Below are 24,265 nucleotides of genomic sequence, written 5' to 3'. Positions count from 1 at the left end.
GTGGTGGTGGGAGTCTGGCTCAACGGAGGAATCCTTCGTAGTGGCGCTGCTGCAGCTGGGAGTCGATCTGCTTGACCGTCTCCAGCCCGACGCCGACCACGATGAGGATCGAGCTACCGCCGAAGGGCAGGTTGGTGCTGACGCCCAGGAAGACGAGCACCAGCGTCGGGATCAGCGCGATCAGCGCGAGGTACAGGGAACCGGCGGAGGTGATCCGGGTGATCACGAAGTCGAGGTACTCCGCCGTGGGGCGGCCGGCACGGATGCCGGGGATGAAGCCGCCGTACTTCTTCATGTTGTCCGCGACCTCGTCCGGGTTGAACGTGATCGACGTGTAGAAGAAGCAGAAGAAGATGATCATCAGCGTGTACACCGCGATGTAGAGCGGCGACGACTGCTGGACCAGGTTGTTGGAGATCCAGATGACCCACTCGGAGGTCTGGTCCCCGAACTGGGCGAGAAGGCCCGGGATGGCGAGGATCGACGCCGCGAAGATCACGGGGATCACGCCGGACATGTTGATCTTGATCGGGATGTACGTGCTGGTGCCGCCGTACATGCGGCGGCCGACCATGCGCTTCGCGTACTGCACCGGGATGCGGCGCTGCGACTGCTCGACGAACACCACGAGACCGATCACCAGGACGATGACCAGGATCATGATCGTGAAGTTCACGACGCCGTTGGCGCCACCGGCGATCGACCACAGGGAGGTCGGGAAGCTGGCCGCGATCGACGTGAAGATCAGCAGCGACATGCCGTTGCCGACGCCGCGCTCGGTGATCAGCTCGCCGAGCCACATGACCAGGCCCGTACCCGCGGTCATGGTGATGACCATGAAGATCGAGGTGAGGATGCTGTCGTCGGCGATCACGTTGAGACCGCAGTTCTGGAACAGCACACCCTGGCGAGCCGTCGTGATGACGGTCGTCGACTGCAGGATCGCGAGGGCGATCGTGAGGTAGCGCGTGTACTGGGTCAGCTTGGTCTGGCCCGACTGGCCTTCCTTGTGCAGGGCCTCGAAGCGTGGGATGACCACGCGAAGCAGCTGCACGATGATGCTCGCCGTGATGTACGGCATGATCCCGAGGGCGAAGATCGACAGCTGCAGCAGCGCGCCGCCGCTGAAGACGTTGATGAGGCCGAGCAGCGAGTTGTTGCCCGCCTGGGCGATACATTGCTGCACGTTCGCGTAGTCCACGCCGGGGGTCGGGATGAACGACCCGAGCCGGAAGATCGCCATGATCGCGATCGTGAACAGCAGCTTGCGCCGCAGGTCTGGCGTCCGGAAAGCCCGGCCGAAAGCGCTGAGCACCCTATCCTCCTGGCCCGCCGTTGCGGGATCTAGTGTCGCCGGCGGGACGCCGGCGAGGTGAGTCGAACGTGGGCCAGACCACAACGGTGCAGCCAGACCGTGTCGGATTCTACGTTGCTTACGGGGTCCGGTGGACCACGTTCGCTCCGGGAAATACTCAAGAGAGCACACAGGGCCGGCCGCGCTCACGCGCCGCCGGCCCTGTCAGCTGTCTCAGGCCTCCGAGACCGAACCGCCGGCCGCCAGGATCTTCTCCTTGGCGGACGTCGAGACGCGGTCGACCGCGATCTCGAGCTTGACGGTGATCTCACCGTTGCCGAGCACCTTCACGGGCTCGCCCTTGCGGACGGCGCCCTTCGCGACCAGGTCCTCGACGGTGACGGAGCCACCCTCGGGGAACAGCGCGGAAAGCTTGTCCAGGTTCACGACCTGGTACTCGACCCGGAACGGGTTCTTGAACCCACGCAGCTTCGGAAGGCGCATGTGCAGAGGCATCTGCCCACCCTCGAAGCCCGCGGGCACCTGGTAACGAGCCTTCGTACCCTTGGTACCACGGCCTGCCGTCTTACCCTTCGAGCCCTCACCGCGACCCACACGGGTCTTCGCGGTCTTGGCGCCGGGGGCCGGACGGAGGTGGTGGACCTTCAGCGGCTTGTTGTCCGCCATGATCACTCGACCTCCTCGACGGCGACGAGGTGCGCCACCGTCTTGACCATGCCACGGATCTCCGCGCGGTCCTCCTTCACGGCGGTGTCGCCGATCCGCTTGAGGCCGAGCGTCCGCAGCGTGTCACGCTGGTTCTGCTTGCCGCCGATGGCGGACTTGGTCTGAGTCACCTTGAGTCGAGCCATCACGCACCCGCCTTCGCAGTCGACTCGGCACGACCGGCGGCCTGCGCGCGGAGCAGCGCGGCCGGGGCCACGTCCTCCAGCGGGAGCCCACGACGAGCGGCAACAGCAGCCGGCTCCTCGAGACCCTGCAGGGCCGCGACCGTGGCGTGCACGATGTTGATCGCGTTGGACGAACCGAGCGACTTGCTCAGCACGTCGTGGATGCCGGCGCACTCCAGCACGGCGCGCACCGGACCACCGGCGATCACACCGGTACCGGGCGACGCCGGACGCAGGAACACGACACCGGCAGCGGCCTCACCCTGGATGGGGTGAGGGATGGTGCCCTGGATGCGAGGGACGCGGAAGAAGTTCTTCTTCGCCTCCTCGACACCCTTGGCGATCGCGGCCGGAACTTCCTTGGCCTTGCCGTAGCCGACGCCGACGGTGCCGTCACCATCGCCCACCACGACGAGCGCGGTGAAGCTGAAGCGACGGCCGCCCTTGACGACCTTGGCGACGCGGTTGATGGAGACGACCTTCTCGACGAAGGCGCTCTTCTCCTCGCGGCCGCCGCGGCGGTCGTCCCGACGCCCGCCACCACGGCGGTCGTTGCGGTCCTTGTTCTCGGTGGCGGCACCCTGGGGGGCGCCGCTGCGCTGCCCTGCAGCCATCAGAGAGTCCTCTTCTTCCATGCAGTTCGGGGGGCGTCGGCCATCACAGTGCCAGTCCACCTTCCCGAGCGCCGTCAGCCACAGCAGCGACGCGACCGTGGTACTTGTTGCCGCCGCGGTCGAACACGACGGTGTCGACGCCGACAGCCTTGGCACGCTCGGCGACGAGCTCGCCGACCTTGCGGGCCTTGGCCGTCTTGTCGCCGTCGAACGCACGCAGGTCGGCCTCGAGGGTCGACGCCGAGGCGACGGTCTTGCCCACGCTGTCGTCCACGATCTGCGCGACCATGTGGCGCGCGGAGCGGGTGACGACCAGACGGGGACGAACGGCGGTGCCGGTGATCTTCTTGCGCAGGCGCAGGTGACGACGCTGGCGAGCGACGGACTTGCCCTTGCCCAGGATCTTGATAGCCATCGTCACTTACCAGCCTTTCCGACCTTGCGGCGGACGTTCTCGCCGGCGTAGCGCACGCCCTTGCCCTTGTAGGGCTCGGGCTTGCGGATCTTGCGAATGTTCGCTGCGACCTCGCCGACCTGCTGCTTGTCGATGCCCGAGACCGAGAACTTGGTGGGGCTCTCGACAGCGAACGTGACACCCGCGGGGGGCTCGATGACAACGGGGTGGCTGAAGCCGAGCGCGAACTCGAGGCTCGAGCCCTTCGCCACGACGCGGTAACCGGTACCGACGATCTCGAGCTTCTTCTCGTAGCCCTGGGTGACGCCGACGATCATGTTGGCGATCAGGGTGCGGGTGAGGCCGTGCAGCGCACGGGAGTTGCGCTCGTCGTCCGGACGGGACACCACGATCTGGGCGTCCTCCTGAGCGACATTGATGGGTGCGGGCACGTTGTGCTCGAGGGAACCCTTGGGGCCCTTCACGGTCACGAGCGCGCCGCTGACAGTGATGTCCACGCCGGCTGGGACCGGAACGGGAAGCTTGCCGATTCGAGACATTGGCGTTTTCTCCTTTCCGGATTACCAGACGTAGGCGAGGACTTCGCCGCCGACGCCCTTGGCCTGTGCCTGACGGTCGGTGAGCAGGCCGGAGGACGTGGACAGGATCGCCACGCCCAGGCCGCCGAGGACCTTGGGCAGTTCGGTGGACTTGCGGTAGACGCGCAGGCCGGGCTTCGAGATCCGGCGCACGCCGGCAAGGGCGCGCTCCCGGTTCTGGCCGTACTTCAGCTCGAGCGTGAGGGACTTGCCCACCTGGGCGTCCTCCACGGACCAGCCGGCGATGTAGCCCTCGGCCTGCAGGATCTCAGCGATGTGCGTCTTCAGCTTCGACGACGGCATGGTGACCGTGTCGTGGTGCGCCGAGTTCGCGTTACGCAGACGGGTCAGCATGTCTGCGATCGGGTCGGTCATAGTCATCGGGCTCTTGCCCTTCCTCGCCGGGGTATCCGAACTGCCTCGTGTGGCTGGACGGACCTACGGCGTAGTTGTGTTACCAGCTGCTCTTGGTGACGCCGGGAAGCTCGCCGCGGTGGGCCATCTCCCGCACGCAGATGCGGCACAGGCCGAACTTGCGGTAGACGGAGTGCGGACGACCGCACTTCTGGCACCGGGTGTAGGCGCGAACCGCGAACTTCGGCTTGGCGGCCGCCTTGTTGATCAGGGCCTTCTTCGCCATGTCAGTTCTCCTTGAAGGGGAAGCCGAGACGGCGCAGCAGAGAGCGGCCCTCGTCGTCGGTCGTCGCCGTCGTCACGACCGTGATGTCCATACCGCGGACCCGGTCGATCTTGTCCTGGTCGATCTCGTGGAACATCGACTGCTCCGTGAGACCGAAGGTGTAGTTGCCGTGGCCGTCGAACTGCTTGGGCGACAGGCCGCGGAAGTCGCGGATACGCGGCAGGGCGGTGGACAGCAGGCGGTCGAGGAACTCCCACATGCGGTCGCCGCGGAGCGTGACGTGCGCACCGATCGGCATGACCTCGCGCAGCTTGAACTGAGCGATGGACTTACGAGCCTTGGTGACCTGCGGCTTCTGACCGGTGATCGCCGAGAGGTCGCGGATCGCGCCCTCGATGAGCTTCGAGTCCTTGGCCGCGTCGCCGACACCCATGTTCACGACGATCTTCGTGAGACCGCCGGCCTGGTGCAGGTTCTTGTGGCCGAACTCCTCGATCAGCGCCGTGAGGATCTCCTCGCGGTACTTCTGCTTGAGGCGCGGCTGGGCCGGGGCCTCGATGGTCGTCTCGGTCATCAGATGTCCTTCCCGGAGCGCTTCGCGACGCGGATCCGGACGGTCTTGGTACGACCGTCACGCTCCACCTGCTCGAGGCGGTACCCGACGCGGGTGCCCTTCTTGGTCTCCGGGTCGACGATCATCACGTTGCTCACGTGGATCGGCGCCTCGACCGTCTCGATGCCACCGGTACGGGTGCCGCGCTGCGACTGCCCCACCTTGGTGTGCTTCGTGACGCGCTGAACACCCTCGACCACGAGGCGGTCGGAGTCCTTGAGGACCTCGAGCACCCGGCCGGTCTTGCCCTTGTCGCGACCCGAGATCACGATGACCTGGTCGCCCTTCTTGATCTTCGCCATGGTCAGAGCACCTCCGGAGCCAGCGAGATGATCTTCATGAACCGCTTGTCGCGCAGCTCACGACCCACCGGGCCGAAGATGCGGGTGCCGCGAGGCTCACCGTCGTTCTTCAGGATGACGGCGGCGTTCTCGTCGAACTTGATGTAGGAACCGTCGGGACGGCGGCGCTCCTTGGCGGTCCGGACGACGACGGCCTTGATGACGTCGCCCTTCTTCACGTTGCCGCCCGGGATCGCGTCCTTGACGGTGGCGACGATGGTGTCGCCGATTCCGGCGTAGCGACGGCCGGAGCCACCGAGAACGCGGATGCAGAGAATCTCCTTGGCACCCGTGTTGTCGGCGACCCGAAGTCGCGACTCCTGCTGGATCATTTGAGTGAACTCCTGTCGTCGAACTGGTTCTCGCGCGGACTGGTTCCGGCGAGCCTGGTCGAACGGATAGTTGCTGTGCTGGGGGCGCCACGCGTACGTGTGTCACGCACCGCCCCCAGCGGGAAGAGAAGTCTTACTTGGCCTTCTCGAGGATCTCCACGAGCCGGAACCGCTTGGTGGCGGACAGCGGGCGGGTCTCCATGATCAGAACGAGGTCGCCGATGCCGGCGCTGTTCTGCTCGTCGTGCGCCTTGACCTTCGTGGTGCGACGGATGACCTTGGCGTAGAGCGGGTGCTTCACCCGGTCCTCGACCTCGATCACGATGGTCTTGTCCATCTTGTCGCTCACCACGTAGCCGCGGCGCACCTTACGCGTCGCACGCTGGGCCTCGGGGGCCTCAGCAGCAGTCGTGTTGTCGCTCATTGCCTCACTCACTCACGCTCGGAGCCGTACGGATGCCGAGCTCGCGCTCGCGCAGGATCGTGTAGATCCGGGCGATGTCGCGACGCACGGCCTTGAGACGACCGTGGCTCTCGAGCTGGCCGGTCGCCGACTGGAAGCGGAGGTTGAACAGCTCCTCCTTGGCTTCCTTCAGCTTGCCGACGAGAGTCTCGTCGTCCATGCCGTCCAGATCGATCGGGGCGAGCCCCTGGGTACCGATAGCCATCAGACACCACCCTCGCGCACCACGAAACGGCACTTCATCGGGAGCTTGTGCATCGCGCGGCGCATGGCCTCGCGTGCAAGGGACTCGTCCACGCCGGCCAGCTCGAAAACGATGCGGCCCGGCTTGACGTTGGCGACCCACCACTCCGGCGAACCCTTACCGGAACCCATGCGGGTCTCGGCAGGCTTCTTCGTCAGCGGACGGTCAGGGTAGATGTTGATCCACACCTTGCCGCCACGCTTGATGTGGCGAGTCATTGCGATACGCGCCGCCTCGATCTGGCGGTTGGTGACGTACGCCGGCTCCAGAGCCTGGATGCCGAAGTCGCCGAACGCGATCTGGGTGCCACCCTTGGCCGCGCCGGAGCGCGACGGGTGGTGCTGCTTGCGGTGCTTGACCCTGCGCGGGATCAGCATGGTCAGGCCTCCGTTCCGGTCTCTGCGGCCGATGCAGCCGGAGCCTCTGCCACTGAACCACCAGTGGCGGACTCGGCGCTGCGCTCGGCCGGACGCTCGTTGCGACGACCGCCACGACGGTCTCCGCCGCGCTCGCCACGCTCAGGGCGGTCGCCCCGGCCACGACCCTGACGGGGTGCGGCTGCAGCCTGCTGAGCGGCGAACTCCTTCTCGGTGGTCTCGCCCTTGTAGATCCACACCTTCACGCCGATGCGGCCGAAGGTGGTGCGGGCCTCGTAGAAGCCGTAGTCGATGTACGCGCGGAGCGTGTGCAGGGGCACGCGGCCCTCGCGGTAGAACTCCGAACGGCTCATCTCGGCGCCGCCGAGGCGGCCGGCGACCTGAACGCGGATGCCCTTCGCGCCGGCGCGCTGGGCGGACTGCATGCCCTTGCGCATCGCGCGACGGAACGAGACACGGCTGGCGAGCTGCTCGGCAATGCCCTGAGCAACGAGCTGCGCGTCGATCTCGGCGTTCTTGACCTCGAGGATGTTGAGCTGGACCTGCTTGCCCGTGAGCTTCTCGAGCTCACCGCGGATGCGGTCTGCCTCAGCACCCCGACGGCCGATGACGATGCCCGGACGCGCCGTGTGGATGTCCACGCGGACACGGTCGCGGGTGCGCTCGATCTCGACCTTGGAGATGCCGGCACGCTCGAGGCCGGTGCCCATGAGCTTGCGGATCTGCACGTCCTCGCGGACGTAGTCGCGGTACCGCTGACCAGGCTTGGTGCTGTCGGCGAACCAACGCGACCGGTGGTCGGTGGTGATACCGAGGCGGTACCCGTGCGGGTGAACCTTCTGTCCCACTATCGGGCCCCTTCCTTGTCGGCGAGCACCACGGTGATGTGGCTGGTGCGCTTGAGAATGCGCGTTGCACGTCCCTGAGCCCGCGGGCGGAACCGCTTGAGCGTCGGCCCCTCGTCGACGAACGCGACGGAGACGACCAGGTCGTTCTCGTCGAAGCGCTCGCTCGCGCGGTCGGCCTTCACCCGAGCGTTGGCGATCGCGCTCTCCACAACCTTGCGGATCGGCTCGCTGGCGGCCTGCGGTGCGAACTTCAGCACCGCGACGGCCTCAGAGGCCTGCTTGCCACGGATGAGGTCCACGACGCGCCGGGCCTTCTGGGGCGTGACACGGACGAACCGCGCCTGCGCCTTGGCTTCCATTGCTGTCCTGCTTCCTTTTCTCAGACAGTCCAGGTCATCACTGCTGTGGGTGGGGAGATCCCCACGCCTCAGCGGCGACGACCCTTCCTGTCGTCCTTCACGTGGCCGCGGAAGGTCCGCGTGGGAGCGAACTCGCCGAGCTTGTGGCCGACCATCGCCTCGGTCACGAAGACCGGGACGTGCTTGCGACCGTCGTGCACGGCAAAGGTGTGACCGAGAAAGTCGGGCGTGACGACCGACCGACGGGACCAGGTCTTGATGACATTCTTGGTCCCCTTCTCGTTCTGGACGTCCACCTTCTTCTGGAGGTGGCCGTCGACGAAGGGGCCCTTCTTCAGGCTACGAGGCATGTTTCAGGCTCCTATCAGCGCTTCTTGCCGGTACGACGGCGACGGACGATCATCCGGTCGCTCGACTTGTTCGGACGGCGGGTACGACCCTCCGCCTGGCCCCAGGGGCTGACGGGGTGACGACCACCGGACGTCTTACCCTCACCACCACCGTGGGGGTGGTCGACCGGGTTCATGGCGACACCACGGACGGTCGGGCGCTTGCCCTTCCAGCGCATGCGGCCGGCCTTGCCCCAGTTGATGTTCGACTGCTCGGCGTTGCCGACCTCGCCGACCGTCGCGCGGCAGCGCAGGTCGACGTTGCGGATCTCACCGGACGGCATGCGCAGCTGCGCGTACGGGCCGTCCTTGGCGACGAGCTGCACCGACGCACCAGCCGAACGCGCGATCTTCGCACCGCCACCGGGCCGGAGCTCGATGGCGTGGATGACCGTACCGGTCGGGATGTTGCGCAGCGGCAGGTTGTTGCCGGGCTTGATGTCGGCACCAGCACCGGCCTCGATGCGGTCGCCCTGCGACAGCTTGTTCGGCGCGATGATGTAGCGCTTCTCGCCGTCCGCGTAGTGCAGGAGCGCGATGCGTGCCGTGCGGTTGGGGTCGTACTCGATGTGAGCGACCTTCGCGGGCACGCCGTCCTTGTCGTGGCGACGGAAGTCGATGACGCGGTAGGCGCGCTTGTGGCCGCCACCCTTGTGCCGCGTCGTGATGCGACCGGTGTTGTTACGACCACCGGTCTTGCTCAGCGGGCGGATCAGCGACTTCTCCGGCTGCGAGCGCGTGACCTCGACGAAGTCGGCGACGCTGGAGCCTCGACGGCCGGGCGTCGTCGGCTTGTACTTACGGATTCCCATGGAAACCTGTCCTCAATCGTCTCTCGTCAGCTCAGCCGACCGGACCGCCGAAGATGTCGATCGTGCCCTCGCGGAGGGTGACGATCGCACGCTTCGTGTCCTTGCGCTTGCCGAGGCCGAAACGCGTGCGACGCGTCTTGCCCTTGCGGTTGATCGTGTTCACCGAGGCGACCTTGACGCTGAAGACCTTCTCGATCGCGATCTTGATCTCGGTCTTGTTGGCGCTCGGGTCCACGATGAAGGTGTACTTGCCCTCGTCGAGAAGGTTGTAGCTCTTCTCGGAGACGACCGGCGCGAGCAGGATGTCGCGCGGGTCCTTCACGGTGACGCTCACTTGGCGTCCTCCTCGGTGGTCTCGGCCTCGGACTCCGTCGCGACAGCCTTCCCGCCCTTGGCCGGGCCCTCGAGGAACGCGGCGAGCGCGCCCTCGGTGAAGATCACGTCGTCGGAGACGAGCACGTCGTAGGTGTTCAGCTGGTCGGCGACCAGGAGGTGCACCTCGGGCACGTTGCGGAGCGACTTGATCGTCGCCTCGTCGTCGCGCTGCGTCACGACGAGCACGTTCTCGCGCTCCGTGAACTTCTTGATCGTGGCGAGCGCCGTCTTGGTGGACGGGACGCCCTCGATGCCGAAGCCGGCGACGACGTGCACGCGACCGGCACGAGCGCGGTCGGAGAGCGCACCGCGCAGGGCGGCGGCCTTCATCTTCTTCGGGGTGCGCTGGTCGTACTTGCGCGGCTGCGGGCCGTGGACGGTGCCACCACCGGCGAACTGCGGGGCGCGCGTCGAACCCTGGCGGGCGCGACCGGTGCCCTTCTGCTTGTACGGCTTGCGGCCACCACCGCGCACCTCGCCACGAGTCTTCGTGGAGGCGGTGCCCTGGCGGGCGGCTGCGCGCTGCGCAACGACCACCTGGTGGATCAGCGGCACGTTCACGGCGACGTCGAACACCTCAGCGGGGAGGTCGGCGGTGCCGGACTTCTTGCCCTGGGCGTCCAGGACGTCGACAGTCAGAGCGGTCATCGGGTTCACGCTCCCTTCGCGGCGTTACGCACGAGGACGACGCCACCCTTGGGGCCGGGAACCGCGCCCTTGACGAGCAGCAGACCCTTCTCGGCGTCGACCGCGTGAACGGTCAGGTTCTGGGTGGTCTGACGGGCGTTACCCATCCGACCGGCCATCCGCAGGCCCTTGAAGACTCGCGACGGCGTCGAAGCGCCACCGATCGAGCCCGGCTTGCGGTGGTTGCGGTGCGCACCGTGCGAAGCGCCGACGCCGGAGAAGCCGTGACGCTTCATCACACCGGCGGTGCCCTTGCCCTTGGTGGTACCGACGACGTCGACCAGGGCGCCGGCCTCGAAGGCCTCGGCGGTGATCTCCTGGCCGAGCGTGAACTCGCCGGCGTTCTCGGTGCGGATCTCGGCCACGTGACGGCGCGGCGTCACGCCGGCCTTCTCGAAGTGGCCCTTGAGGGGCTTGGTGACCTTACGGGGGTCGACCTGGCCGGCCGCGAGCTGAACCGCCGCGTAGCCGTCGGTGTCCACCGTGCGGATCTGGGTCACCACGTTGGTGCCCACGGAGACCACGGTCACGGGCACGAGGCGGCCTGCCTCGTCCCAGAGCTGGGTCATACCAAGCTTCGTGCCGAGCAACGCGGTCACGTTCTTCTGCTGGTTGGTCATGATGTCCTCCAGCCTCAGAGCTTGATCTCGATGTTCACGTCCGCCGGCAGGTCGAGTCGCATGAGCGAGTCGACGGCCTTGGGCGTGGGATCGATGATGTCGATGAGCCGCTTGTGCGTACGCATCTCGAAGTGCTCGCGGCTGTCCTTGTACTTGTGAGGCGACCGGATCACAACGAAGACGTTCTTCTCCGTCGGCAGCGGCACCGGACCCACGACCGTCGCACCAGCGCGAGTGACCGTGTCGACGATCTTGCGCGCCGAACTGTCGATCACCTCGTGGTCGTAGGACTTGAGCCGGATGCGGATCTTCTGTCCCGCCATGGCGTCGTCTGACTCTCTCTCTCGAACCGCTACTGTCCGACCCACGCACTCGGGCGTGTCGCTTAATGCGGCACAGCCGGGCGCAGAACACCATTGCTGGTGCCGGGGCCGTTGGGAAGTGATCTGACCCAGCTCTGAAGCTGAACCGACCACGACGTTTGCCGAGCCTGCTCGGAACAGTGCCTCCGGAGATCCGGAGGACGTGTGCTCCGCGGGGCGCCCCATACGCATCGAATAGCAGGCGATAAACCCCGCGACCCCTCAGCCGGATTACCCCGGGAGGATGACCGCTCCAGTCTCTGGCGGCCCCGATCGATCCGGGACCTGGACTGCGGTTCTGCACACTGTTCGACACTTGAAAGAGCGCGCCTGTGACAGGCAACTATGCAATCTTGCCATACGACTTGGCATGAGCCAAACGCAGGGCGGTGTGATGCCCACTACTCAAGCAACGAGGCCCGGACGCCGAAGCGCCCGGGCCCCATCGTTCAGCTGACTTCCGTCAGATGAGTCCGTGCTCCAGGATCACTTGAGGATCTTGGTGACGCGGCCCGATCCGACCGTGCGGCCACCCTCGCGGATGGCGAAGCCCAGGCCCTCCTCCATGGCGATCGGCTGGATCAGCTCGACCGTCATCTCGGTGTTGTCGCCGGGCATGACCATCTCGGTGCCCTCGGGCAGCGTGATGACGCCGGTGACGTCCGTGGTGCGGAAGTAGAACTGCGGGCGGTAGTTCGAGTAGAACGGGTTGTGACGGCCACCCTCGTCCTTGCCCAGGATGTAGACCTGCGCCTCGAAGTTCGTGTGCGGGGTGATGGAGCCCGGCTTCACGACGACCTGGCCACGCTCGACGTCCTCGCGCTTGATGCCACGCAGGAGGAGACCGGTGTTGTCGCCGGCCTGCGCCTGGTCCATCTGCTTGTGGAACGTCTCGATGCCCGTGACGGTGGTCTTCTGCGGAACGCGGATACCCACGATCTCGACATCGGAGTTGATGTCCAGGGTTCCACGCTCGACCTTGCCGGTGACGACGGTGCCACGACCGGTGATCGTGAAGACGTCCTCGATCGGCATGAGGAACGGCTTGTCGAGGTCGCGCTCCGGCTCCGGAACGTTCTCGTCGACGGCGTCCATCAGCTCGACGATCTTCTCGACCCACTCCGGGTCGCCCTCGAGAGCCTTGAGGCCCGAGACGCGAACGACCGGCGCGTTGTCGCCGTCGAACTCCTGCGACGACAGCAGCTCGCGGACCTCCATCTCGACGAGCTCGAGGATCTCCTCGTCGTCGACCATGTCGGACTTGTTGAGCGCGACGAGCAGGTACGGCACGCCGACCTGACGGGCGAGCAGCACGTGCTCACGCGTCTGGGCCATCGGACCGTCGGTCGCGGCGACCACCAGGATCGCGCCGTCCATCTGCGCGGCACCGGTGATCATGTTCTTGATGTAGTCGGCGTGACCCGGGGCGTCGACGTGCGCGTAGTGGCGCTTCGGCGTCTCGTACTCGATGTGCGCGATGTTGATCGTGATACCGCGCTGCTTCTCCTCCGGCGCGGCGTCGATCTCGTCGAAGTTGCGCTGCGTGTTCGCCGGGAGCTCCGGGTACTTGTCCGCAAGCGTCTTCGAGATCGCGGCGGTCAGCGTCGTCTTACCGTGGTCGACGTGACCGATCGTGCCGATGTTGACGTGCGGCTTGGTCCGCTCGAACTTGGCCTTAGCCACTGGGGTCCTCCTGGGACTTGGGTAGATGTTCCGAACGTTGCAGATGCTCGGCCAAGAAGCCTACAACTGCGGGGCGTGCGGTTTTTCCTACAGGTTGGTTGTGCGGGTCGACCTGTGGGGACTCACTCGCCCCGGGTCTTCTTGATGATCTCTTCGGCAACTGCCTTGGGAACCTCGGCGTAGCTGTCGAACTGCATCGAGTACACCGCGCGACCCTGGGTCTTCGACCGGAGGTCACCGATGTAGCCGAACATCTCGCTGAGCGGCACCTGGGCGCGAACGACCTTCACACCGGTCGCGTCCTCCATGGACTGGATCATGCCACGTCGAGAGTTGATGTCGCCGATCACGTCGCCCATGTACTCCTCGGGCGTACGCACCTCGACGGCCATGACCGGCTCGAGCAGGACAGGGTCGGCGCGCTTGACGCCTTCCTTGAAGACCATCGAACCGGCAATCTTGAACGCCATCTCCGAGGAGTCGACGTCGTGGTACGCACCGTCGATCAGCGTCGCCTTGACGCCGACGACGGGGAAGCCCGCCAGCACACCCTGCTGCATGGCCGACTGGATACCGGCGTCGACCGACGGGATGTACTCGCGCGGGATGCGGCCACCGGTGACGGCGTTCTCGAACTCGTAGAGCTCGCCCTCAGCCGTCTCCAGCGGTGCGAAGGTCACCTGGACCTTGGCGAACTGGCCGGAACCACCCGTCTGCTTCTTGTGCGTGTAGTCGATCTTCTCCGCCGTGCGGCGGATCGTCTCGCGGTACGCGACCTGCGGCTTGCCGACGTTCGCCTCGACCTTGAACTCGCGCCGCATGCGGTCGACGAGGATGTCGAGGTGGAGCTCGCCCATACCGCCGATGACGGTCTGGCCGGTCTCGTCGTCCAGCTTGACGCGGAAGGTCGGGTCCTCCTGCGCGAGCTTCTGGATCGCGGTCGACAGCTTCTCCTGGTCGGCCTTCGTCTTCGGCTCGATGGCCACGTCGATGACAGGCTCCGGGAAGCTCATCGACTCGAGGATGACCTGGTCCTGCGGGTCCGACAGGGTGTCACCGGTGGTGACGTCCTTGAGCCCGATGAACGCGTAGATGTGCCCTGCGTGGGCTTCCTCGACCGGGTTCTCCTTGTTGGAGTGCATCTGGAAGAGCTTCCCGATGCGCTCCTTCTTGCCCTTGGTCGAGTTCTGCACCTGGGCGCCCTGCGCGACCTTGCCCGAGTACACGCGGACGTAGGTCAGCTTGCCGAAGAACGGGTGCGTGGCGACCTTGAAGGCGAGAGCCGAGAACGGCTCCGACTCGTCGGGACGACGCTCGATGATCTTCTCGGCGTCCTTGACGTCGTGGCCCTGGACGGCCGGCACGTCGAGCGGCGACGGCAGGTAGTCGATGACGGCGTCGAGCATGGGCTGCACGCCCTTGTTCTTGAACGCCGAGCCGCAGAGAACCGGGAAGGCCTCCGAGTTGATGACGAGCTTGCGGATGCCGCCCTTGATCTCGGCGATCGTCAGCTCTTCGCCGCCGAGGTACTTCTCGAGCAGCTCCTCGTCGGTCTCGGCAACGGCCTCCACGAGCTGGGCACGGTACTGCTCAGCCTTCTCCTGGAGGTCGGCCGGGATCTCCTCGACCTCGTACTCCTCGCCCATCTTGGTGTCGCCGCGCCACGTGAGCGCCTTCATCTCGACCAGGTCGACGACGCCCTCGAAGTCGTTCTCAGCACCGATGGGGAGCTGGATGACGAGCGGCTTCGCCTTGAGGCGGTTGATGATCGTGTCGACGGTGAAGTAGAAGTCCGCGCCGAGCTTGTCCATCTTGTTGACGAAGCAGATGCGCGGGACGTCGTACTTGTCCGCCTGCCGCCACACCGTCTCGGACTGGGGCTCGACACCCTCCTTGCCGTCGAAAACGGCAACCGCGCCGTCGAGCACGCGGAGCGACCGCTCCACCTCGACCGTGAAGTCGACGTGGCCCGGCGTGTCGATGATGTTGATCTGGTTGTTCTTCCAGTAGCAGGTCGTCGCGGCGGACGTGATCGTGATGCCGCGCTCCTGCTCCTGCTCCATCCAGTCCATCGTCGACGCACCGTCGTGCGTCTCACCGATCTTGTAGTTCACACCCGTGTAGAACAGGATGCGCTCGGTCGTCGTGGTCTTTCCGGCATCGATGTGGGCCATGATGCCGATGTTGCGGACCTTGTTCAGGTCGGTCAGCACGTCGAGTGCCACGGTGTCTTACCCCTTGGTCTAAAGGTGGGCTGGGGGCCGGCGGTTATGCATCCACCGACGGCCCCGGGGGTCACCCGGGGCCGCTCGGAAGCTACTACCAGCGGTAGTGCGCGAAGGCCTTGTTGGAGTCGGCCATCTTGTGCATGTCCTCGCGGCGCTTGACCGCGGCACCGAGACCGTTCGACGCGTCGAGGATCTCGTTCATGAGACGCTCGGTCATCGTCTTCTCGCGACGAGCGCGGGAGAAGTCGGTGAGCCAGCGGAGGGCGAGCGTGGTGGCACGCGTCGGACGCACGTCGACCGGCACCTGGTAGGTGGCGCCACCGACACGGCGGGAACGCACCTCAAGGGCGGGACGGACGTTGTCGAGCGCGCGCTTCAGGACCACGACAGGGTCGCCGTCGGTCTTGGCGCGGACGCCCTCGAGGGCGCCGTAGACGATCGCCTCGGCGGTCGACTTCTTGCCGTCGAGCAGGACCTTGTTGATCAGCTGCGTGACAACCGGGGACCCGTAGACGGGGTCGACGATGAGCGGCCGCTTCGGGGCCGGACCCTTGCGGGGCATCAGCTCTTCTCCTTCTTGGCGCCGTAACGAGACCGAGCCTGCTTGCGGCCCTTCACGCCCTGCGTGTCGAGCGCGCCGCGGACGATCTTGTAGCGGACACCGGGAAGGTCCTTCACACGGCCGCCGCGCACGAGCACGATGGAGTGCTCCTGCAGGTTGTGGCCGACACCGGGGATGTACGCGGTGACCTCGACCTGCGAGGAGAGCTTCACACGGGCGACCTTGCGGAGGGCCGAGTTCGGCTTCTTGGGGGTGGTGGTGTACACACGGGTGCACACGCCGCGCCGCTGGGGGGAGCCCTTGAGGGCCGGAGTCTTCGACTTCCCGGCCTTCGAGGTCCGCCCCTTGCGGACGAGCTGCTGGATCGTAGGCACTACGTCTCCGTCGTCTTCTTGAGCTTCGGCGACGCCCTGCCGGCGTCCCCGTCAATGGTTCTGGCTTGTGCGTGCCGATCGCATGCGGCACCCACAGCCCCGCACGGGGACTGCTACGCCACTTACCACCGGCTCGATGGCCCGGCTCCACCCATCAAGGCACGACATGCCTCAGGGGGTTCTTGCCGGGGCGCCCACGCACTCACATCGGCCGCTTCCGAAGCCACCTTGCGGCGGCCTTCAAGAGGTGCGGCCCGACGGCGCAGGCACGGATTCCTAGGTTACCCGCGTGTCTACGGGGGGTCAAAACGAATCGGGTGTGAGATGCGCCCGAAACCGCCAAGTAGAGCGCCTGCCCGGCTCCCGCACGGGACGAACCCGTGCGGAGCAGGACAGGCGCTCTACCTGACGGTCAGAGGATCAGGTCAGCGGAAGTCGCCGAGGTCCAGGTCCTCCAGCGGGATCGCCTCGCCCGAACCCATACCGAGGGTCGGGAAGTCGATCTCGTCGTAGCCGAAGCTCGGGTAGAGCTCGGCCTTGGCCTGCTCGGTGGGCTCGACCTCGACGTTGCGGTAGCGGGGCAGACCCGTACCGGCCGGGATGAGCTTACCGATGATGACGTTCTCCTTGAGGCCCAGCAGCGGGTCACGGCGACCGCTCATCGACGCCTCGGTGAGCACCCGGGTGGTCTCCTGGAAGGAGGCCGCCGAGAGCCACGAGTCGGTGGCGAGCGAGGCCTTCGTGATACCCATCAGCTCCGGACGGCCGGCGGCCGGCTGGCCACCCTCCGACACGGCCTTGCGGTTCGCGTCCTCGAAGCGCATGCGCTCCGCGAGCTCACCCGGCAGCAGCTGCGAGTCACCCGAGTCGAGCACGGTCACGCGACGCAGCATCTGCCGCACGATGACCTCGATGTGCTTGTCGTGGATGTCCACGCCCTGGCTGCGGTAGGTCTCCTGGACCTGGTCCACCAGGTGCGTCTGCGTGGCACGCGGGCCGAGGATGCGCAGCACCTTCTTCGGGTCGACGGCACCCTGCACGAGCTGGGTACCGACCGTCACGTGGTCGCCGTCCGCGATCTTCAGACGGGCACGCTTGGTGACCGGGTACTTGATCTCCTCGCCACCGTCGTCCGGCGTCAGCACGAGGTGACGCGTCCGCTCGGTGTCCTCGATCGTCACGCGACCCGTGTACTCCGCGATGGGCGCCTCACCCTTGGGGGTGCGGGCCTCGAAGAGCTCGGTGACACGCGGCAGACCCTGCGTGATGTCCTCGGCGGCAGCCACACCACCGGTGTGGAAGGTACGCATCGTCAGCTGCGTGCCCGGCTCACCGATCGACTGCGCCGCGATGATGCCGACGGCCTCGCCGATGTCCACGAGCAGACCCGTGGCCAGGGAGCGGCCGTAGCACTTGGCGCAGGTGCCGACGCGGGACTCGCACGTCAGGACCGAACGGACCTTGACCTTCTCGATGCCCGCGGCGATGACCTGGTCGATGATGACGTCGCCGGCGTCCGACCCGGCGGTCGCGATGACGTTGCCGTCGGCGTCCACCACGTCGGTCGCGAAGGTACGCGAGTAGATGCTGGTCTCGACGCGGTCGTCCGGGACGAGCGAGCCGTCCGCGAGCTTCTCCGCGACCGGCAGCGTGAGGCCACGCTCGGTACCGCAGTCCTCCTCGCGGATGATGACGTCCTGCGAGACGTCCACCAGACGACGGGTCAGGTAACCCGAGTCCGCCGTACGGAGGGCCGTGTCGGCCAGACCCTTACGGGCACCGTGCGTCGCGATGAAGTACTCGAGGACGGACAGGCCCTCGCGGTAGTTGGACTTGATCGGACGAGGGATGATCTCGCCCTTCGGGTTCGCCACGAGGCCGCGCATACCGGCGATCTGACGGACCTGCATCCAGTTACCACGGGCGCCCGAACCCACCATGCGCATGACGGTGTTCCGCGCGTTGCTCTCGAGGTTCACCCGCATGGCCGACGCGACCTTGTCGGTCGCCTGGGTCCAGATCTCGATGAGCTCCTGACGGCGCTCGTCGTCGGTGATCAGACCCTTGTCGAACTGCTGCTGGACCTTGAGGGCACGGGCCTCGTGCTCGTCGAGGATCTCGCCCTTGACGGTCGGCGCCGCGACGTCCGAGATGGCGATCGTGACGCCGGAACGCGTGGCCCAGCGGTAGCCGGCGTCCTTCAGCGCGTCCAGCGCCGCGGCCACCTCGACCTTCGGGTAGCGCTCGGCGAGGTCGTTGACGATCGTCGACAGACGCTTCTTGTCGGCGACACCGTTCTCGTACGGGTAGTCGACGGGCAGCGTCTCGTTGAACAGGTACCGGCCGAGGGTGGTGTCGAACAGGAGCTGCTGCCCCGGCTCCCAGCCCTCGGGCGCCTCGAAGTCCTTCAGCGGCGGCACCAGGTCGGACATCCGCAGCCGGATCTTGGCGTTGATGTCCAGCTCGCCCCGGTCGAAGGCCATGATGGCCTCGGCCACGGAACCGAACGCACGCCCCTCGCCCACGGCGCCCGGACGGTCGCTCGTGAGGTGGTGCAGACCGATGATCATGTCCTGCGAGGGCATGGTCACCGGACGGCCGTCCGACGGCTTGAGGATGTTGTTGCTCGAGAGCATGAGGATGCGGGCCTCGGCCTGCGCCTCGGCGCTCAGGGGCAGGTGCACGGCCATCTGGTCACCGTCGAAGTCGGCGTTGAACGCGCCGCAGACGAGCGGGTGCAGGTGGATGGCCTTGCCCTCGACGAGCTGCGGCTCGAACGCCTGGATACCCAGGCGGTGCAGCGTCGGCGCACGGTTCAGGAGCACCGGGTGCTCCGTGATGACCTCTTCGAGCACGTCCCAGACCACGGGGCGGGTGCGCTCGACCATGCGCTTGGCGCTCTTGATGTTCTGGGCGTGGTTCAGCTCCACGAGCCGCTTCATGACGAACGGCTTGAACAGCTCGAGCGCCATCTGCTTGGGCAGACCGCACTGGTGCAGCTTGAGCTGCGGGCCGACCACGATGACCGAACGGCCCGAGTAGTCGACGCGCTTGCCGAGCAGGTTCTGGCGGAACCGGCCCTGCTTGCCCTTGAGCATGTCGGAGATCGACTTCAGCGGACGGTTGCCGGGGCCCGTCACCGGGCGACCACGACGGCCGTTGTCGAACAGCGAGTCGACGGCCTCCTGGAGCATCCGCTTCTCGTTGTTGACGATGATCTCCGGCGCGCCCAGGTCCAGGAGCCGCTTGAGGCGGTTGTTCCGGTTGATGACGCGGCGGTACAGGTCGTTCAGGTCCGACGTCGCGAACCGGCCACCGTCGAGCTGCACCATCGGGCGCAGGTCCGGCGGGATGACCGGGACGGCGTCGAGCACCATCGCCGTGGGCGAGTTGGTGGTCGTCAGGAACGCGTTCACGACCTTGAGGCGCTTGAGCGCACGGGTCTTGCGCTGGCCCTTGCCCGAGCGGATGGTCTCGCGCAGCGACTCGGCCTCTGCCTCCAGGTCGAAGTTCTGGAGGCGCTGCTGGATCGCGTTCGCGCCCATCGCACCCTCGAAGTAGGTGCCGTAGCGGTCCTGGAGCTGGCGGTACAGCATCTCGTCGCCCTCGAGGTCGGCGACCTTGAGGTTCTTGAACCGGTCCCAGACCTGCTCGAGGCGGTCCAGCTCCTGGTCCGCACGCTTGCGGAGCTGAGCCATCTCGCGCTCGGCGGAGTCGCGCACCTTGCGACGCGCGTCGGCCTTGGCACCCTCGGCCTCGAGCTCGGCCAGGTCGGCCTCGAGCTTCTGGGCGCGGGTGTTGATGTCGTTGTCCCGGCGGTCGGAGATCTCCTTCTTCTCGAGATCGATCTCGTTCTGCAGGTTGGGCAGGTCCTCCTGGCGGGCCTCGTCGTCGACCGACGTGATCATGTAGGCCGCGAAGTAGATGACCTTCTCCAGGTCCTTCGGAGCCAGGTCCAGCAGGTAGCCCAGGCGGGACGGCACACCCTTGAAGAACCAGATGTGCGTGACGGGGGCGGCGAGCTCGATGTGGCCCATGCGCTCACGACGCACCTTGGAACGCGTGACCTCCACACCACAGCGCTCGCAGATGATGCCCTTGAAGCGCACGCGCTTGTACTTGCCGCAGTAGCACTCCCAGTCGCGGGTCGGACCGAAGATCTTCTCGCAGAAGAGCCCGTCCTTCTCCGGCTTGAGGGTGCGGTAGTTGATGGTCTCTGGCTTCTTGACCTCACCGTGCGACCAGGCACGGATGTCCTCGGCCGTGGCGAGGCCGATACGCAGCTCGTCGAAGACGTTGACGTCGAGCAAGATGTCCTACTTCCTGAAGTTCTCGAAAATCCTCGGGGTGTCCAGGCCGCGCCCGGTGCACGGGCGCGGCCTGGTATCAGATCTCGTCGACGCTGGAGGCGGCGTTGGGCCGCCGCGAGAGGTCGATGCCGAGCTCCTCAGCGGCGCGGTACACCTCGTCGTCGGACTCCTTCATCTCGATGGAGACACCGTCGCTCGAGAGCACCTCGACGTTCAGGCACAGCGACTGCATCTCCTTGAGAAGCACCTTGAAGGACTCCGGGATACCCGAGTCGGGGATGTTCTCGCCCTTGACGATCGCCTCGTAGACCTTGACACGGCCCGGGACGTCGTCGGACTTGATGGTGAGCAGCTCCTGGAGCGTGTACGCGGCGCCGTACGCCTCGAGAGCCCAGACCTCCATCTCACCGAAGCGCTGACCACCGAACTGCGCCTTACCACCCAGCGGCTGCTGCGTGATCATCGAGTACGGACCGGTCGAACGCGCGTGGATCTTGTCGTCGACCAGGTGGTGCAGCTTCAGGATGTACATGTAACCGGTGGAGACGGGCTCCGGGAACGGCTCGCCGGAGCGGCCGTCGAAGAGCTGCGCCTTGCCGTCCTGGTTGACCATGCGCTGACCGTCGCGGTTCGGCAGCGTCGCACCGAAGAGACCGCGCAGGGCGACCTCCTCCAGGCCGTCGAACACCGGGGTGGCGACGGGGCGGCTCGGCTCGCTCTTGTGGGCGACCTCGGGAAGGCTCTCCAGCCACTCCCCGCCCTTGTCCTCCGCGAGGGAGACGTCCCAGCCCTGCTTGGCGATCCACCCGAGGTGGGTCTCCAGCACCTGGCCCACGTTCATGCGGCCCGGCACACCCAGCGGGTTCAGGATGACGTCGACCGGCGTGCCGTCCTCGAGGAACGGCATGTCCTCCTGCGGGAGGATCTTCGAGATGACGCCCTTGTTGCCGTGGCGGCCGGCCAGCTTGTCACCGACGGTGATCTTGCGGCGCTGCGCGATGTAGACGCGCACCAGCTGGTTCACGCCGGCGGGCAGCTCGTCGCCGTCCTCCCGGTTGAACTCGCGCACCGCGATGACCGTGCCCTGCTCGCCGTGGGGCACCTTGAGCGACGTGTCGCGCACCTCGCGCGCCTTCTCGCCGAAGATCGCGCGCAGCAGGCGCTCCTCCGGGGTCAGCTCGGTCTCACCCTTGGGGGTGACCTTGCCGACCAGGATGTCGCCGGCGCCGACCTCGGCACCGATGCGGATCACGCCGCGCTCGTCGAGGTCCGCGAGGACCTCCTCCGAGACGTTGGGGATGTCCCGCGTGATCTCCTCGGGGCCCAGCTTGGTGTCACGGGCGTCGACCTCGTGCTCCTCGATGTGGATCGAGGAGAGGACGTCGTCCTCCACGAGGCGCTGCGACAGGATGATCGCGTCCTCGTAGTTGTGACCCTCCCACGACATGAACGCGACCAGCAGGTTGCGGCCGAGCGCGAGCTCGCCCTCGTCCGTCGCCGGGCCGTCCGCGAGCACGGAGCCGACCTCGACCCGCGCACCCTCGTCGACCAGCACGCGCTGGTTGTAGCTCGTGCCCTGGTTGGAGCGCACGAACTTGTGCACACGGTACGAGCCCGTCGTGCCGTCGTCGTTCGCCACGAGCACCAGGTCGGCGGAGACCTCGGTGACCACACCGGGCTTGGTCGCCACGATGACGTCGCCGGCGTCGACCGCCGCACGGCGCTCCATGCCGGTACCGACCACGGGGGCCTCGGACCGCACCAGCGGCACGGCCTGACGCTGCATGTTGGCACCCATGAGGGCGCGGTTGGCGTCGTCGTGCTCGAGGAACGGGATCAGGGCCGTCGCGACCGACACCATCTGGCGCGGCGAGATGTCCATGTAGTCGACCTCGGCACCCGGGATGTCGTTGGTCTCGCCACCCTTCGTGCGGACCAGGACGCGGTCGAGGACGAACGTGCCGTCCTCGAGCAGCGGCGTGTTGGCCTGCGCGATGATGTAGCGGTCCTCGTCATCGGCCGTGAGGTAGTCGATGTTGTCGGTGACCTTGCCGTTCTCGACCCGGCGGTACGGCGTCTCGATGAAGCCGAACGGGTTGATGCGGCCGAACGACGCGAGCGAACCGATCAGACCGATGTTCGGACCCTCAGGGGTCTCGATCGGGCACATGCGGCCGTAGTGCGACGGGTGGACGTCACGGACCTCCATGCCGGCGCGGTCGCGGGACAGACCACCCGGGCCGAGCGCGTTCAGACGACGCTTGTGCGTCAGACCGGCCAGCGGGTTGTTCTGGTCCATGAACTGCGACAGCTGCGACGTGCCGAAGAACTCACGGATCGACGCCACGACCGGACGGATGTTGATCAGCGTCTGCGGCGTGATGGCCTCGACGTCCTGCGTGGTCATGCGCTCGCGAACCACGCGCTCCATGCGGGACAGACCCGTGCGCACCTGGTTCTGGATGAGCTCGCCCACGGCGCGGATGCGGCGGTTGCCGAAGTGGTCGATGTCGTCGACCTCGACGCGCACCTCGACGGGCTGGCCGTTGCGGACGCCGTCCATGGTGGTCTTGTCCGCGTGCAGCGACGCCAGGTACTTGATCGTGGCCACGACGTCGGTCAGCGACAGCGTGGACTCGGCGAGCTCCGCGTCGACACCGAGCTTCTTGTTCGCCTTGTAGCGGCCGACCTTCGCGAGGTCGTAGCGCTTCGGGTTGAAGTAGAAGTTCTCGAGCAGCGCGCGACCGGCCTCGACCGTGGGCGGCTCACCCGGGCGGATCTTGCGGTACAGGTCGACCAGGGCCTCGTCCTCGGTGTGGACGTGGTCCTTCTCGAGCGTGTCGAGCACGGACGGGAAGTCCGCGAACTGCTCGCGGATCTCCGACTCGGTCATGCCGAGGGCCTTGAGCAGCACCGTGACGGACTGCTTGCGCTTGCGGTCGACGCGCACGCCGACGGCGTCGCGCTTGTCGATCTCGAACTCGAGCCACGCACCACGCGAGGGGATGATCTTCGCGGAGAAGACGTCCTTGTCGCTGGTCTTGTCCGGGGTGCGCTCGAAGTACACGCCCGGGGAACGCACCAGCTGCGAGACGACGACGCGCTCGGTGCCGTTGATGATGAAGGTGCCGCGCGCGGTCATGAGCGGGAAGTCGCCCATGAAGACGGTCTGGCTCTTGATCTCACCGGTGGTGTAGTTAACGAACTCCGCGGTGACGAACAGCGGGGCCGCGTAGGTGAAGTCCTTCTCCTTGCACTCGTCCGCCGTGTACTTCGGCGGCTCGAAGCGGTGGTTCGAGAAGGAGAGGGACATCGAGGAGCCGAAGTCCTCGATCGGGGAGATCTCCTCGAAGATCTCTTCCAGTCCGGAGGTTTCCGGGACATCATTACGACCAGCCGCCTTGGCAGTTTCTACCCTGCCCTGCCAGGCTGGGTTACCAAGGAGCCAGTCGAAGCTCTCGGTCTGCAGGCCAAGCAGGTCGGGGACCTCGAGTGGCTCATAGATCTTTGCGAAGGAAACACGACGGGAAGCGGTACGGTTCGCAATGGCTTCGGCGGACGGAGCTGAAGGGGTGCGCGAGGCAGCCAAGAGGGGTCCTTCCCTGCAGTTCGGGTGAACGCTGTACGCTCTGCGGTGCTGCAGGATGCTCTGCCGGATTCACCGGTCACCGGTGGGCATCCCCTGAGTGGGGATGCGACCAGGACTTTCGGGAAGCAGGGGGAGGCGTCGAGGGCACACGCGGGCGCAAAGCGCTAGCATACCTATCTGGTTCTAGTATGTCCAGTCGCCCTACGTCCTGCACGTCGAGACTGTGGGAATCCTCGAATCGTTGC

General features: G+C 66.5%; 28 protein-coding genes. All 28 read right to left on the bottom strand.

Annotation, left to right across the window (positions count from 1 at the left end; genetic code table 11):
- Positions 1 to 19: 19 nt before the first annotated feature.
- Positions 20 to 1,315 carry a preprotein translocase subunit SecY gene (gene secY / locus ACH45N_RS04715; protein WP_397391596.1) on the bottom strand — a complete coding sequence of 432 codons (1,296 nt, stop codon included), beginning with the start codon at positions 1,313 to 1,315 and terminating at the stop codon, positions 20 to 22.
- A gap of 213 nt (positions 1,316 to 1,528) precedes the next feature.
- Entirely contained in the window at positions 1,529 to 1,981 is a 453-nt protein-coding gene (gene rplO / locus ACH45N_RS04710) for a 50S ribosomal protein L15 (protein WP_397391594.1), read from the bottom strand.
- A gap of 2 nt (positions 1,982 to 1,983) precedes the next feature.
- Positions 1,984 to 2,166: a 50S ribosomal protein L30 gene (gene rpmD, locus ACH45N_RS04705; protein WP_020016131.1), complete on the bottom strand. Its 183-nt coding sequence runs from the start codon at positions 2,164 to 2,166 to the stop codon at positions 1,984 to 1,986.
- Entirely contained in the window at positions 2,166 to 2,819 is a 654-nt protein-coding gene (gene rpsE / locus ACH45N_RS04700; protein ID WP_020016130.1) for a 30S ribosomal protein S5, read from the bottom strand. The genes rpmD and rpsE overlap by 1 nt, the downstream gene beginning before the upstream one ends.
- 43 nt (positions 2,820 to 2,862) lie before the next feature.
- Positions 2,863 to 3,234 carry a 50S ribosomal protein L18 gene (rplR, locus tag ACH45N_RS04695; protein ID WP_026365834.1) on the bottom strand — a complete coding sequence of 124 codons (372 nt, stop codon included), beginning with the start codon at positions 3,232 to 3,234 and terminating at the stop codon, positions 2,863 to 2,865.
- Between the two features lie 2 nt (positions 3,235 to 3,236).
- Positions 3,237 to 3,773, bottom strand: coding sequence for a 50S ribosomal protein L6 (gene rplF, locus ACH45N_RS04690; RefSeq protein ID WP_397391591.1), 537 nt, complete (start codon positions 3,771 to 3,773; stop codon positions 3,237 to 3,239).
- Between the two features lie 21 nt (positions 3,774 to 3,794).
- Positions 3,795 to 4,193, bottom strand: a complete 399-nt coding sequence (rpsH, locus tag ACH45N_RS04685; RefSeq protein ID WP_026365832.1) for a 30S ribosomal protein S8 — start codon at positions 4,191 to 4,193, stop codon at positions 3,795 to 3,797.
- Between the two features lie 73 nt (positions 4,194 to 4,266).
- The gene (locus tag ACH45N_RS04680) at positions 4,267 to 4,452 is read right to left on the bottom strand and encodes a type Z 30S ribosomal protein S14 (RefSeq protein ID WP_021480434.1); all 186 of its coding nucleotides are present in this window, start codon (positions 4,450 to 4,452) and stop codon (positions 4,267 to 4,269) included.
- Between the two features lies 1 nt (position 4,453).
- Positions 4,454 to 5,026 carry a 50S ribosomal protein L5 gene (gene rplE / locus ACH45N_RS04675; protein ID WP_397391588.1) on the bottom strand — a complete coding sequence of 191 codons (573 nt, stop codon included), beginning with the start codon at positions 5,024 to 5,026 and terminating at the stop codon, positions 4,454 to 4,456.
- A complete protein-coding gene (gene rplX, locus ACH45N_RS04670) occupies positions 5,026 to 5,367 on the bottom strand; it encodes a 50S ribosomal protein L24 (protein ID WP_020016124.1) in 342 nt (113 codons plus the stop codon). Before rplX ends, rplE begins: the two co-directional genes overlap by 1 nt.
- A 2-nt stretch (positions 5,368 to 5,369) precedes the next feature.
- Complete coding sequence (gene rplN / locus ACH45N_RS04665; protein WP_020016123.1) at positions 5,370 to 5,738, bottom strand: 50S ribosomal protein L14; 369 nt, start codon at positions 5,736 to 5,738, stop codon at positions 5,370 to 5,372.
- Positions 5,739 to 5,871: 133 nt separating this feature from the next.
- The gene (rpsQ, locus tag ACH45N_RS04660; protein WP_020016122.1) at positions 5,872 to 6,162 is read right to left on the bottom strand and encodes a 30S ribosomal protein S17; all 291 of its coding nucleotides are present in this window, start codon (positions 6,160 to 6,162) and stop codon (positions 5,872 to 5,874) included.
- A gap of 4 nt (positions 6,163 to 6,166) precedes the next feature.
- Entirely contained in the window at positions 6,167 to 6,406 is a 240-nt protein-coding gene (rpmC, locus tag ACH45N_RS04655; protein ID WP_020016121.1) for a 50S ribosomal protein L29, read from the bottom strand.
- Positions 6,406 to 6,822, bottom strand: a complete 417-nt coding sequence (gene rplP, locus ACH45N_RS04650) for a 50S ribosomal protein L16 (protein WP_020016120.1) — start codon at positions 6,820 to 6,822, stop codon at positions 6,406 to 6,408. The genes rpmC and rplP overlap by 1 nt, the downstream gene beginning before the upstream one ends.
- Before the next feature lie 2 nt (positions 6,823 to 6,824).
- The gene (gene rpsC, locus ACH45N_RS04645) at positions 6,825 to 7,670 is read right to left on the bottom strand and encodes a 30S ribosomal protein S3 (protein WP_397391584.1); all 846 of its coding nucleotides are present in this window, start codon (positions 7,668 to 7,670) and stop codon (positions 6,825 to 6,827) included.
- Positions 7,670 to 8,029 (bottom strand): 50S ribosomal protein L22, encoded by a 360-nt coding sequence (rplV, locus tag ACH45N_RS04640; RefSeq protein WP_020016118.1) that lies wholly within the window; start codon positions 8,027 to 8,029, stop codon positions 7,670 to 7,672. The genes rpsC and rplV overlap by 1 nt, the downstream gene beginning before the upstream one ends.
- Positions 8,030 to 8,097: 68 nt before the next feature.
- Positions 8,098 to 8,379, bottom strand: coding sequence for a 30S ribosomal protein S19 (rpsS, locus tag ACH45N_RS04635; protein ID WP_020016117.1), 282 nt, complete (start codon positions 8,377 to 8,379; stop codon positions 8,098 to 8,100).
- A 14-nt stretch (positions 8,380 to 8,393) separates the two neighbouring features.
- Positions 8,394 to 9,230, bottom strand: coding sequence for a 50S ribosomal protein L2 (rplB, locus tag ACH45N_RS04630; RefSeq protein WP_020016116.1), 837 nt, complete (start codon positions 9,228 to 9,230; stop codon positions 8,394 to 8,396).
- A 31-nt stretch (positions 9,231 to 9,261) separates the two neighbouring features.
- Positions 9,262 to 9,564: a 50S ribosomal protein L23 gene (gene rplW / locus ACH45N_RS04625; RefSeq protein ID WP_020016115.1), complete on the bottom strand. Its 303-nt coding sequence runs from the start codon at positions 9,562 to 9,564 to the stop codon at positions 9,262 to 9,264.
- Positions 9,561 to 10,253 carry a 50S ribosomal protein L4 gene (gene rplD, locus ACH45N_RS04620; protein ID WP_285100988.1) on the bottom strand — a complete coding sequence of 231 codons (693 nt, stop codon included), beginning with the start codon at positions 10,251 to 10,253 and terminating at the stop codon, positions 9,561 to 9,563. The genes rplW and rplD overlap by 4 nt, the downstream gene beginning before the upstream one ends.
- Before the next feature lie 5 nt (positions 10,254 to 10,258).
- Complete coding sequence (gene rplC, locus ACH45N_RS04615) at positions 10,259 to 10,912, bottom strand: 50S ribosomal protein L3 (protein ID WP_285100986.1); 654 nt, start codon at positions 10,910 to 10,912, stop codon at positions 10,259 to 10,261.
- 14 nt (positions 10,913 to 10,926) lie between these two features.
- On the bottom strand, positions 10,927 to 11,235 hold the full coding sequence (gene rpsJ / locus ACH45N_RS04610) for a 30S ribosomal protein S10 (RefSeq protein WP_019146773.1): 309 nt from the start codon (positions 11,233 to 11,235) through the stop codon (positions 10,927 to 10,929).
- A 525-nt stretch (positions 11,236 to 11,760) separates the two neighbouring features.
- Positions 11,761 to 12,957: an elongation factor Tu gene (tuf, locus tag ACH45N_RS04605; protein ID WP_020016112.1), complete on the bottom strand. Its 1,197-nt coding sequence runs from the start codon at positions 12,955 to 12,957 to the stop codon at positions 11,761 to 11,763.
- A 122-nt stretch (positions 12,958 to 13,079) separates the two neighbouring features.
- Entirely contained in the window at positions 13,080 to 15,182 is a 2,103-nt protein-coding gene (fusA, locus tag ACH45N_RS04600) for an elongation factor G (RefSeq protein ID WP_397391580.1), read from the bottom strand.
- Positions 15,183 to 15,276: 94 nt separating this feature from the next.
- Positions 15,277 to 15,747, bottom strand: coding sequence for a 30S ribosomal protein S7 (gene rpsG / locus ACH45N_RS04595; protein ID WP_020016110.1), 471 nt, complete (start codon positions 15,745 to 15,747; stop codon positions 15,277 to 15,279).
- Positions 15,747 to 16,121, bottom strand: coding sequence for a 30S ribosomal protein S12 (rpsL, locus tag ACH45N_RS04590; RefSeq protein ID WP_020016109.1), 375 nt, complete (start codon positions 16,119 to 16,121; stop codon positions 15,747 to 15,749). Before rpsL ends, rpsG begins: the two co-directional genes overlap by 1 nt.
- Positions 16,122 to 16,546: 425 nt before the next feature.
- On the bottom strand, positions 16,547 to 20,431 hold the full coding sequence (locus ACH45N_RS04585; RefSeq protein ID WP_397391577.1) for a DNA-directed RNA polymerase subunit beta': 3,885 nt from the start codon (positions 20,429 to 20,431) through the stop codon (positions 16,547 to 16,549).
- Between the two features lie 76 nt (positions 20,432 to 20,507).
- Positions 20,508 to 24,020: a DNA-directed RNA polymerase subunit beta gene (gene rpoB, locus ACH45N_RS04580; protein WP_397391575.1), complete on the bottom strand. Its 3,513-nt coding sequence runs from the start codon at positions 24,018 to 24,020 to the stop codon at positions 20,508 to 20,510.
- Positions 24,021 to 24,265: the final 245 nt, after the last annotated feature.

The organism is Promicromonospora sp. NPDC019610 (assembly GCF_044389365.1).
In the GTDB taxonomy this organism is placed as follows: domain Bacteria; phylum Actinomycetota; class Actinomycetes; order Actinomycetales; family Cellulomonadaceae; genus Promicromonospora.
The sequence above is the reverse complement of the archived record's forward strand: the minus strand, read 5'-3'. Positions and strand labels throughout refer to the sequence as shown.